This window comes from Falsiroseomonas oleicola, assembly GCF_019029495.1.
GTDB lineage: Bacteria > Pseudomonadota > Alphaproteobacteria > Acetobacterales > Acetobacteraceae > Falsiroseomonas > Falsiroseomonas oleicola.
In genome coordinates this window covers 561,881-573,332 of record NZ_JAERQM010000002.1, presented here as the reverse complement: position 1 = coordinate 573,332, position 11,452 = coordinate 561,881, and the positions used below count along the sequence as shown (strand labels likewise).

At 69.3% G+C, this 11,452-nt stretch carries 10 protein-coding genes and 1 tRNA gene; 9 read left to right on the top strand and 2 right to left on the bottom strand.

What is annotated here, in order from left to right:
* Positions 1-1,440, bottom strand: coding sequence for an NAD(P)-dependent oxidoreductase (locus JJQ90_RS09480; RefSeq protein ID WP_216874671.1), 1,440 nt, complete (start codon positions 1,438-1,440; stop codon positions 1-3).
* A 187-nt stretch (positions 1,441-1,627) separates the two neighbouring features.
* Positions 1,628-2,575 carry a complex I NDUFA9 subunit family protein gene (locus JJQ90_RS09475; protein WP_216874669.1) on the bottom strand — a complete coding sequence of 316 codons (948 nt, stop codon included), beginning with the start codon at positions 2,573-2,575 and terminating at the stop codon, positions 1,628-1,630.
* Positions 2,576-2,725: 150 nt separating this feature from the next.
* On the opposite strand from JJQ90_RS09475, the gene JJQ90_RS09470 reads away from it, so the two are divergent.
* The 9 genes from JJQ90_RS09470 (at position 2,726) to JJQ90_RS09430 (ending at position 11,449) form a co-directional block, all read left to right on the top strand.
* Positions 2,726-2,812, top strand: a tRNA-Leu gene (locus JJQ90_RS09470).
* Between the two features lie 50 nt (positions 2,813-2,862).
* On the top strand, positions 2,863-3,486 hold the full coding sequence (locus JJQ90_RS09465) for a ribonuclease D (protein ID WP_216875244.1): 624 nt from the start codon (positions 2,863-2,865) through the stop codon (positions 3,484-3,486).
* Positions 3,487-3,716: 230 nt separating this feature from the next.
* A complete protein-coding gene (gene lptC / locus JJQ90_RS09460) occupies positions 3,717-4,343 on the top strand; it encodes an LPS export ABC transporter periplasmic protein LptC (protein WP_216874667.1) in 627 nt (208 codons plus the stop codon).
* A complete protein-coding gene (locus tag JJQ90_RS09455) occupies positions 4,340-5,347 on the top strand; it encodes an LptA/OstA family protein (protein WP_216874666.1) in 1,008 nt (335 codons plus the stop codon). The genes lptC and JJQ90_RS09455 overlap by 4 nt, the downstream gene beginning before the upstream one ends.
* Before the next feature lie 8 nt (positions 5,348-5,355).
* Positions 5,356-6,135, top strand: coding sequence for an LPS export ABC transporter ATP-binding protein (gene lptB / locus JJQ90_RS09450; protein ID WP_216874665.1), 780 nt, complete (start codon positions 5,356-5,358; stop codon positions 6,133-6,135).
* 50 nt (positions 6,136-6,185) lie between these two features.
* A complete protein-coding gene (gene rpoN, locus JJQ90_RS09445; protein ID WP_216874664.1) occupies positions 6,186-7,670 on the top strand; it encodes an RNA polymerase factor sigma-54 in 1,485 nt (494 codons plus the stop codon).
* 72 nt (positions 7,671-7,742) lie between these two features.
* Positions 7,743-8,345: a ribosome hibernation-promoting factor, HPF/YfiA family gene (hpf, locus tag JJQ90_RS09440; protein ID WP_216874663.1), complete on the top strand. Its 603-nt coding sequence runs from the start codon at positions 7,743-7,745 to the stop codon at positions 8,343-8,345.
* 81 nt (positions 8,346-8,426) lie between these two features.
* On the top strand, positions 8,427-10,238 hold the full coding sequence (locus JJQ90_RS09435; RefSeq protein WP_216874662.1) for an ABC-F family ATP-binding cassette domain-containing protein: 1,812 nt from the start codon (positions 8,427-8,429) through the stop codon (positions 10,236-10,238).
* Positions 10,235-11,449, top strand: coding sequence for a M24 family metallopeptidase (locus JJQ90_RS09430; RefSeq protein ID WP_216874661.1), 1,215 nt, complete (start codon positions 10,235-10,237; stop codon positions 11,447-11,449). Before JJQ90_RS09435 ends, JJQ90_RS09430 begins: the two co-directional genes overlap by 4 nt.
* Positions 11,450-11,452 lie beyond the last annotated feature (3 nt).

The following is an 11,452-nucleotide window of genomic DNA, read 5'->3' as shown; positions in this document are numbered from 1 at the left end:
TCACTCCGCCGCCACGGCGAGCGCCGCGGTCTTCTGCTCGATATAGCTGTGCATGGTCTCGGCCGCGTCGCGCCCGTCGCGGATCGCCCAGACGACGAGGGATGCGCCGCGCACGATGTCACCGGCGGCGAAGACGCCCGGCAGCGCCGTCATCATCGTGCGATGGTCCACCTTCAGCGTGCCCCATTTCGTCACCGGCAAGGCCGGCTCGTTGAAGGCCTTGGGCAGGTCCTCCGGGTCGAAGCCGAGTGCCATGATGACGATATCGGCCGGCAGGTCGAAGCCGCTGCCCGGGATCGGCTGCACCTGCTGGCGGCCGGTCGCATCCGGCAGGCCGAGATGCATGCGGTGCGCGCGCACGGCAGTGACCGCGCCATCGCCCAGGAAGGCCTCCGGCGCGCCGAGCCATTCGAAGACGACGCCTTCTTCCTCGGCGTTGTACACCTCCCGCATCGAGCCCGGCATATTCGCCTTGTCGCGCCGATAGAGGCAGGTGACGGAGGTGGCGCCCTGGCGCACCGCGGTGCGGACGCAATCCATCGCCGTGTCGCCGCCGCCGATGACCACCACGCGCTTGCCGGCGGCGTTCATCGCCCCATTGGCCATGCCGGGCACAACCTCCCCCAGCCCGGCGCGGTTCGAGGCGGTCAGGTAATCCAGCGCCGGCACGATGCCGTCGAGGCCAATGCCCGGCGCGGCCATGTCGCGCGCCTTGTAGACGCCGGTCGCGATCAGCACGGCGTCGTGCTTCAGGCGCAGCGCCTCCAGCGTGATGTCCTGGCCGACGGCGGTGTTCAGGTGGAACTGGATGCCGCCTTCCTCGAACTGCTTCCAGCGGCGCAGCACCACCTCTTTCTCCAGTTTGAAGTTGGGGATGCCGTAGATCATCAGCCCGCCGACGCGGTCGTAGCGGTCATAGACATGCACCTGGTAGCCGCGCATGCGCAGCCGTTCCGCCGCCGCCAGCCCACCAGGCCCCGCGCCGATGATGCCGACGGACTGCGGCAGTTCCCGCCGCGGCTTCGGCGCCTTGACCCAGCCCATCTCCCAGGCCGTGTCGGTGATGTACTTTTCCACCGACCCGATGGTGACGCTGCCAAAATCTTTCTCAATGACGCAGTTGCCCTCGCACAGGCGATCCTGTGGGCAGATGCGGCCGCAAATCTCCGGAAAAGTGTTGGTGGCGGCGGAGACCTCATAGGCCTCCTCCAGCCGGCCTTCCGCCGTCAGCTTCAACCAGTCCGGAATATTGTTGTTCAGCGGGCAATGCACCTGGCAGAAGGGCACGCCGCACTGGCTGCAGCGGCTGGATTGCGCCTTCGCCGCCGCCGGGTCGAATTCCTTGTAGATCTCGGCGAAATCCTCGCGCCGCGCCGTGGCCGGACGCTTGTCCGGCTGGTGCTGGTCGAGGCGCACGAATTGCAGCATCCGTTCGGCCATGGCGGCGAGGCTCCTAGAGTCGCGCGCCGTCCGGCGGCGGCGCGGGGGAGCCTCCTACACCAGCATAGCAACGGATGCGAGTCCGTTTTGCGTCGAAAGGACAGCATGACTGTCCTAAAATCGTATTTTCCTTACCGCCCCACCTCGAGGCACCCCGGACCTCCATCATAAAAGGCCCGATCCGGCCTCATGCGGTCGCGAGGTCGCGGCGACCGCCGCCGGGCCGGAAGCGGCGCAGATAGGCCGGAACCACCGCCTCCACCGATTTCGGCGCAATCCCCAGCGCGGCGAGGCCCGGCGCGCCCTCCGCCACCACATTGTCCTTGGCCAGCAGCAGAAGCTGGTCGCGGGTCAGCGCCGGGCTCGGCAGTTTCTCCAGCACCGCGGCCTGAAGCCGCATCAGGCCCATCGGCATGTCCACCATTCGGCGCGGACGCCGGATGGTGTCCAGGATGAAGCGCAGCACCTCCCGCATCGTCATCACGCGCGGCCCGCCGAGTTCATAGGTGCGGCCCTGCGCCGCATCGTCCTTCAGCGCCACCATCACCGCATCGGCCACATCGCCGACGAAGACCGGCTGGAAGCGGCTGTCGCCGGAGACCACCGGCATGAAGGGCAGCATCTGTGCCATGCCGGCGAAGCGGTTGAAGAACTGGTCCTCCGCCCCGAACACCACGGAGGGACGCAGGATGGTCGCGCCAGGGAAGGCCGCCAGCACGCCCGCCTCCCCCGCCGCCTTGCTGCGGGCATAGCGGCTTTCGCTGCCCGCATCGGCACCGATGGCGGAAAGATGCACCATCCGGCGCGCGCCCGCCTTGCTGGCGGCAGCGGCGATCAGGCCGGGCGCCTCGCCCTGGATGCGGTCGAAATCGCCATGCAGGATGCCGACCAGGTTGATGACGACATCCGCCCCCTCCACAGCCCGGGCCAGCGCCGCCGGGTCGGTGACGGAGACCTGCAAGGGCACGATCTGCCCGACCCGCCCCTGGGTGGTCAGGAAGCGCGTCGCGGCCGGGTGGCGGGTGGCGACCCGCACGCCATAGCCCTGCGCCGCCAGGCGCTGCACCACATAGCGTCCGATGAAGCCGGCGCCGCCGAACACCGTCGCCACCTTGCGATCCTGCCCCACCTGCATCACCCGCGCTCCATATCCATGCCGCCCTTCTATACGCCGCCGGCCGGGTCCGTACCAAGCGACACGACATTGCAAGAAACCGCATGACCCCCGCTTGACGGCCCCGAGGCCCGCCCGTAAATCCCGCCCCACGTCGGAAGACGCCCCTTTGCCCAGGTGGCGGAATTGGTAGACGCGCTGGCTTCAGGTGCCAGTGACCGCAAGGTCGTGAAGGTTCGAGTCCTTTCCTGGGCACCACCAAGCGGGATCATCATGGCGTGGGTTCCACCCTTTTCACCCGGGACGCCATGATCCGCCTCCATAAACATGACCTTCCCGACGGCATCGACTTCGGCGCCTCCGTCGCCATCGACACCGAGACCATGGGCCTCGACCCGCGGCGCGACCGGCTGTGCCTGGTGCAGCTTTCGGCCGGCGACGGCACCGCCCATTGCGTCCAGATCCTGCCGGAGCGGCTGGGCGGCCGTGGCGCGGATTGCCCAAACCTGAAGCGCCTGCTGGCCGACCCCGCGGTGCTGAAGATCTTCCACTTCGCGCGCTTCGATGTCGCCGCGCTGTACAATGCGCTGGGCGTGGTCGTGGCGCCGGTGGTCTGCACCAAGATCGCCTCCAAGCTGGTCCGCACCTACACGGATCGGCACGGGTTGAAGGACCTCTGCCGCGACCTGCTGGGCGTCGACCTGTCGAAGCAGCAGCAGTCCAGCGACTGGGGCGCGCCGGAGCTCACGCCAGAGCAACTGACCTATGCGGCCTCCGACGTGCTGCACCTGCATGCGCTCTGGGCCCGCTTGAAGGCGGTGCTGGAACGTGAGGGGCGGCTGGACATTGCCGAGGCCTGCTACCACTTCCTGCCCATGCGCGGTCGGTTGGACCTGCTGGGCTATGAGGACCCGGACATCTTCGCGCATTGACCCTCCGGCGCGACGCGCTGGCGGAGGGCAGGCTGACTGCCACGTGACATCGAAGGTGCCGTCGCACCCAATATGTGGCACGTTTTTTGTCCGGGGAGGCGCCGCGGATCGCTTCGCGCGTTGACCCCTCGCCCAGCAAGGCCCTAGAAAGCACCGTGAGACTGCCGCCGCCCACTTCTCTTCGGCCCAGCGCCGCCCCGGGCGCCGCCTCGCGCCCGCCGGCGCGGCGCATGCTGGCGCCCTCGCGGGAACGCACCGCGCCCAGTGCGGGGCAGTTGGCGCGGCGGCGTATCCTGGTGGCCGTCGCCAAGCGCATACTGCCCCTGGCCGCCGTCTGCCTTTTGGCCGCCGTGGCTCTCTGGCCGGAGATCGACAGCGCCGCCGATCGCGGTCGCGTCGCCTTCCGCCGCGTGTTGCAGGCCGCGCCCGACGCGCTGCGCATCGTCGATCCGCGCTACCAGGGGGTGGATGAGCAGGACCGCCCCTATACCGTCACCGCCGACCTCGCGACCCAGGGTGGCAATGAGGATGTGGTGGCGCTGGCAGCACCCCGCGCCGACCTGCTGCTCGGCGATGGCGCCTGGGTCTACCTCGAATCGCGGGAGGGTCGCTTCAATCGCCCGACCAACAGGCTGGGTCTGGCCGGGCAGGTGACGGTGCATCATGACGACGGGACCCAATTCGTGACCGAGGCCGCGGAGATCGACCTGAAGGCGGGCGCCGCCTCTGGCGACCTGCCGGTCGCGGCGCAGGGCCCCTTCGGCAATCTGACCGCCGAGGGCTTCCGGTTGTATGACCGGGGCCAGGTGGTGATCTTCACCGGACGCGCCCGCGCGGTGCTGGAGGGCGGACAATGAGGCGCTTGCTGCCGCCGCTGGCGGCGCTGCTGCTGCTGGCGAACCCGGCCTGGCCGCAGAGCCTGGATCTGAACCAGGGCGGTCCCGTCGAGATCACCGCCAATGACGGCATCGAATGGCGCCAGCAGGACCAGCTGGTGGTCGCCCGCGGCGCCGCGCGGGCGGTGCGCGATGGCGTGTCCGTCGATGCCGACCGGCTGATCGCCCGCTACCGCCCGCGCGGCGGCCCCCAGGCCCCCGCTCCGGCGGGACAGCCCGGCGACAGCCCGCTTTCGGGCGGCGAGATCTGGCGGCTGGAGGCGGAGGGCAATGTGCGCGTCACCTCCGCCACGGAAACGGCGGAGGGCCAGCGCGCGGTCTATGACATGGACCAGGCGGTCATGGTGCTGTCGGGCAGCGGCCTGTCGCTGACCACGCCGGACCAGCGCATCACCGCCCGCGACAGCCTGGAATACTGGCCGCAGCGACGCATGGCCGTGGCGCGTGGCGCCGCCGTGGTGGTCAGCAGCGACAACCGCCGCATCGCCGCCGATACGCTGGTCGCCTATTTCCTGGAGGAGGGTGCCGAGGGCGCCCCCACCCCAGCCGCACCCGCGCGCCCCGCCGCCCCCCCCGTCGCCGGCCTGCCCGTCGCCGGGGAGAACAGCCGGATCGACCGGGTCGAGGCCTATGGCAATGTCGAAATCCGCACGGCGGATGAGGTGGTCCGCGGGGAACGCGGCATGTACAGCCCCCAGACCGCACTCGCGCGGCTGGTCGGCGGCGTGCGTATCACCCGGGGGGAGAACCAGTTGAACGGCCAGGAAGCCATCGTGAACCTGCGCAGCGGAGTCTCCCGGCTGGTTTCGGCGCCAGGCACCCGCGTACAGGGCCTGATCGTTCAGGGGCAGCAGCAGCCGAGCCAGGCGACGGTGCCGCCGGCACAACGCCCGGCCCGACGCACCCCCGCCCCGCCGCCGCAGCGACGGCCGAGCCAGGGCGCGGCCGAGACGCCGGCCCGATGAACGGCCCAATGAACGGCCCGGATCGCCCCGGCGAAACCCGCCCGAATGTGCGGCTCGCCACGCAGAACAGTGGCCTGGTCGCGACCGGCCTGGGCAAGCGCTACAAGAAGCGGCCGGTGGTGCGGAATGTCTCCCTGACCCTGCGGCGGGGGGAGGCTGTGGGCCTGCTCGGCCCGAATGGCGCCGGCAAGACCACGACCTTCTACATGATCACCGGCCTGGTGCAGCCGGATGAAGGCACGGTGACCATGGATGGCCATGACGTCACCTTCCTGCCCATGTACCGCCGCGCCCGCCTCGGCCTCGGCTACCTGCCGCAGGAGGCCTCGATCTTCCGGGGCCTGTCGGTGGAAGACAATATCCGCGCGGCGCTGGAGGTGGTCGAGCCGGTGCGCGACCGGCGGGAGCAGATGCTGGACAGCCTGCTGGCGGAATTCGGCATCGCCCATCTGCGCCGCGCCCCGGCCCTGGCGCTTTCGGGCGGTGAACGCCGGCGCTGCGAGATCGCCCGCGCCTTGGCGACCCAGCCCAGCTATATCCTGCTGGACGAGCCGCTGGCCGGCATCGACCCCATCGCCGTCGGCGAGATCCGTGACCTTGTAAAACATCTGAAGGATCGCGGCCTCGGCGTGCTCATCACCGACCACAATGTGCGGGAGACGCTGGAGATCATCGACCGCGCCTATATCCTGCATGACGGCCAGGTGCTGATGGAGGGCAACCCCCGCGACATCGTCGCGCATGAGGGTGTGCGGCGTGTCTATCTCGGCGAAAGGTTTTCGCTCTAGGCTCGCACCATGGACAGGGCCGCGCATAACCGGGTTGGGGACTGAGGACCGTGGCACTCGGGCCGCGCCTCGACCTGCGCCATTCGCAGTCCCTGGTGATGACGCCGCAATTGCGGCAGGCCATCAAGCTGCTGCAATCGAGCAATGTCGAAGTTTCCGCCTTCGTCGAGGAGGAGCTGGAGCGCAACCCGCTGCTGGAGCGGGATGAGCGCCCGGAACTGCCGAGAACCGCGGAGGACAACCCTGCCCCGGCCACCGAGCACCTCGATTCCCACGCCGCCGCCACCTCCGGCGAGATGCCGACGGAGGCCTCGGCGCCGCTCGATGCCGATTGGGGCAATGTCTATGACAGCGATGGCGGCGGCGGCGGCTTCGCCGAATCCGGCGGACGTGGCGGACGGGCCGATTTCGACGACAGCCTGTCGGATATCGAGGACCTGGCCGATGGCCGGAAGTCGCTCCGCGAGCACCTCGGCGAACAGGTCCGCCTGACCTTCGGCGATGCGCGGGACCGGCTGATCGCGGCGCAGATGCTGGCGCTGGTCGACCCCGCCGGGCGGATGACCATCACCGACCTGCAGATCGCCAATGCCATGGGCTGCCCGGAGGCCCAGGTGGCGGGCGTGCGCCGGCTGCTGCAGCGCCTCGACCCCGTCGGCATGTTCTGCCGCGACCTGCGCGAATGCCTGGCGGTGCAGCTGGCCGACCGCAACCGGCTGGACCCCTGCATGGAAAGGCTGCTGGACAATCTGGACATGCTGGCGCGGCGCGACCTGCGCGGGCTGATGAAGGTCTGCGAGGTCGATTCGGAAGACCTCGCCGACATGATCGCGGAGCTGAAGCGCCTCGACCCCAAGCCCGGCGCCAGCTTCGACGCGCCGCCGGCCATGGCGGTGGTGCCGGATGTGCTGATGAAGCGCCTGCCGGATGGCGGCTGGGCGGTGGAGCTGAACCCCGAGACCCTGCCCCGCGTGCTGGTCAATCGTGGCTTTCACGCCCGCGCCGTGGTCGGCGTGAAGACCCGCGACGACAAGGCCTTCATCGCCGACCGGCTGCAATCGGCCACCTGGCTGGTGAAATCCCTGGAACAGCGGGCCAATACCATCCTGAAGGTCGCCGCCGAGATCGTCCGCCGGCAGGACGCCTTCTTCCGCCTCGGCGTCGCGCATCTGCGGCCGCTGATCCTGCGCGACGTCGCCGAATATGTGGCGATGCACGAAAGCACTGTCAGCCGCGTCACCGCCAACAAATACATCGCGACGCCGCGCGGCACTTTTGAGCTTAAGTATTTCTTTACCACTGCCATCGCCGGGACCTTGGGCGGGGAGAGTCATTCGGCCGAGGCGGTGCGCTTCCGCATCCGGGAGATGATCGGCGCCGAAAGCAGCGAGGATGTGCTTTCGGATGACGCAATCGTCGAGCGTTTGCGCAAGGAGGGAGTGGACATCGCCCGCCGAACGGTGGCCAAATACCGCGAGGCGTTGCGCATTCCATCGTCCGTGCAACGCAAGCGGGAGAAGGCCGTCCCGGCCTGATCCGCGGCGCGGTTCACGCCGCTTTTCCCCGGGCGCGGCCTTCCCCATAGGTGAGGAAGGAGCAAAGCTCGCATGCATATCACCGTGGCCGGCAAACAGGTCGAAACAGGCGAAGCGTTGAAAACGCATGTCCGTGACGGGCTGACCGTTATATCCCGCAAGTATTTCGACCACGCCGTCGAAGCAAACGTCACCTTCAGCCGGGACGCCAAGGGCCACGCCTTCCTGTGCGACATCAACCTCAAGGCCGGGCGGAACCTGTTCCTGCGCGGCGAGGGGGAAGGCGCCGATGCGCATCGCGCCTTCACGGTGGCGGCCGAGCATGTCGCCAAGCGGCTGCGCCGCTACCGCCGCCGCATGAACGACCACGCCCGCAGCATGGCCGCCGAGCGCGAGCCGGAACAGGCCGAGATGGCCCGCCAGGTGGTGCTGCGGCAGGAGGAGGAGATCGAGGAAACCCCCGATCCGGCGATGGAGGAGGCCGGCGACAACCCCGCGGTGGTCGCCGAGACCCCGGCCGAAATTCATCGCCTGACGGTGGGGGAGGCGGTGATGCGCATGGATCTGGCGCATGTCCCGGTGCTGATGTTCCGCAACCGCGCGACCAACGGGCTGAACGTGGTCTATCGCCGCGGCGACGGCCATATCGGCTGGATCGATCCGAAGACCACGTAACTCCAGGCATGGGAGGGTCCCACCCCCTCCCACCCGCGATGCGCGCTTGACGGGCGCCGCGCATCCCCGCAATCCCCGCCCATGGCCCTGCCCCCCCTTCTGCATCTCCGTGACATCCGCCTTCGCCTCGGCTCCACCCAGTTGCTGGACGGGGCGGAAATCGCCGTCTCGGCGGGGGACCGGCTGGCGCTGGTCGGGCGCAATGGCTCGGGCAAATCCACCCTGCTGAAGATCGCCGCCGGAATCATCGATTCCGATGCGGGCTCCGTCTTCATCCAGCCCGGCGCGACCATCCGCTACCTGCCGCAGGAGCCGGACCTGGCCGGCTTCGCCACCACCGGCGCCTATGTCGCCGCCGGCCTCGGCCCGGGCGACGATCCGCACCGGGCGCGGGTGCTGATCGAGGGCCTCGGCCTGACCGGGGAGGAGCACCCGGCCAACCTCTCGGGCGGCGAGGCGCGGCGCGCGGCGCTGGCCCGCGTGCTGGCGCCGGAGCCCGATATTCTTCTGCTGGACGAGCCCACCAACCATCTCGACCTGCCGGCGATCGAATGGCTGGAACAGGCGCTCGGCCCGCTGCGCAGCGCGCTGGTGCTCATCAGCCACGACCGGCGCTTCCTGGAACGCCTCTCGAAATCCATGGTCTGGCTCGACCGCGGCACCACCCGCCGCCTCGATCAGGGTTTTTCGCATTTCGAGGCCTGGCGCGACCAGGTGCTGGAGGAGGAGGAAACCCAGGCGCACAAACTGGCCCGCAAGATCGTGCGGGAGGAGCATTGGCTGCGCTATGGCGTCACCGCGCGGCGCAAGCGCAATGTGAAGCGCCTCGCCGGGCTCCAGGACCTGCGCAAGCGGCACCGCGAACGTGTGACGGTGCCTGGCGCCGTGCGGATGGCGGCGAGCGAGGGCGATGCCTCCGGCTCGCTCGTGGTGGCGCTGGAAGGCGTGACCAAGGCCTATGGCGATGCGCCGCCCGTCGTGCGCGATTTCTCCACGCGGATCATGCGCGGCGACCGGGTCGGCATCGTCGGGCCGAATGGCGCCGGCAAGACCACGCTGCTGAACCTGCTGACCGGCGCGCTGAAGCCGGATGAGGGGCGCGTGCGGCTGGGCGCGAGCCTCGAGATGGTCACGATGGACCAGACGCGGGACAGCCTGGACCCCGCAACCTCCCTGCAATCGGCGCTGACCGGCGGTTCCGGCGACGTGGTGCGGATCGGCGGCGAGGTGAAGCACGTCATCGGCTATATGAAGGACTTTCTGTTCCTGCCCGAACAGGCGCGGACGCCGGTCAGCGCGCTGTCGGGTGGCGAGCGGGGCAGGTTGATGCTGGCGCGCGCCTTGGCGACACCGTCGAACCTGCTGGTGCTGGACGAGCCGACCAACGACCTCGACCTCGAAACGCTCGACCTGTTGCAGGAACTGCTGGCCGAGTATTCGGGCACCGTCATCGTCGTCAGCCATGACCGCGACTTCCTCGACCGCGTCGCCACCAACGTCATCGTCAGCGAGGGCAACGGCCACTGGCAGGACTATGCCGGCGGCTATTCCGACATGGTGGCGCAGCGCGGCCGTGGCGTGCAGGCGAAGGCGCGCGCCGCCGCGGCGGAAGCGGCCGAGCGTAGCGGGGTCGAGGCCCCGCGCCTGGCCGCAAAAGCCAAGATGTCGTTCAAGGACAAGCACGCGCTCGAATCCCTGCCCGTGCGCATCGCGCAGTTGGAACGGGAAATCGGCGTGCTGCAGAAGGCGCTGGCCGACCCGGCCCTCTACACCAACGACCCGCCCGGCTTCGCCGCCCGCAGCAATCTCCTGGCGAAGAAGCAGGCGGAACGCGATGCGGCCGAGGAAGACTGGCTGCGGCTCGAAATGCTGCGCGAGGAGATCGAGGGATGACCATCGGCGTCGGCGGGTCCGACTTCGCCACCGAACTGGCCCGCATCACCAACCAGCGCGATGTCGTGCCGCCGATCGGCGCCGAAGCGCATGAACAGCGCGTCGCCGCGGCGCAGGCGCGCATGGCGGAACTCGGCATCGATGCGCTGTGGCTGGACGGCACCACCAACCTCGCCTGGCTGACCGGGCTGAAGCACGGCCAGTCCGAGCGCCCGGTCGGCGCCGTGCTGCCGGTGCGCGGCGCCCTCACCTATCTCTGCCCGGAATTCGAGGTGGAGAAGCTGAAGACCATGCTGGCCCTGCCCGGCGCGGTGCTTGGCTGGGAGGAGGATGAAGACCCCTACGCCCTGTTCAGCGACATCCTGCGCGCCGGCGACATCGCGGGTGGCACGGTGGCGCTGGACGACATGGCACGGGTCTTCGTGGCGGAAGGGCTGCGCGCCGCGCTGCCGAATCACCGCTTCATCGCCAGCGGCGCCGTCACCAGCCATCTGCGCCAGCGCAAGTCGGAGCACGAGGTGGCGCTGCTGCGCCAGGCCATGGGCATGACGCTGGCGATCCAGGCCGCCGCCGCCCGCGCGCTGCGCCCGGGTGTGACCACGACGGAGGTCGGCGAATTTCTCGCCGCCGCGCATCGCAAGGCCGGCTTCGATGGCGGCCCGTCCTTCTCCATCGTGCTCTTCGGCGAGGCCACGGCCTATCCGCATGGCGTGCCCTATCCGCAGACGCTGCGGGACGGCGATGTGGTGCTGATCGATGTCGGCGCGCCGCTGCATGGCTATGTCTCCGACATCACGCGCAGCTACGTCTTCGGCACGCCGACGCAGCGCCAGCGCGACATCTGGAACCTGGACCATGCGGCGCAGGCCGCCGGCATCGCCGTGGCGAAACCGGGCATCACCGGCGGTGCGATCGACGATGCGGTGCGCGGCGTTGTGGTGGCCGCCGGCTTCGGCCCTGGCCACAAGACTCCCGGCCTGCCGCATCGCGCGGGGCACGGCATCGGCATGGATGTGCATGAGGCGCCCTATTTCGTGAAGGGCGGCAAGGAAGTCCTCGCCCCTGGCGTCACCGGCAGCATCGAGCCCACCATCGCCATCTACGGCGAATTCGGCATCCGGCTGGAAGACCACATCGTCATCACCGAGACGGGTGCGGCCTGGCTGACGCCGCCGGCGAAATCCGTCGACGATCCCTTCGGACAGGATTGAAAC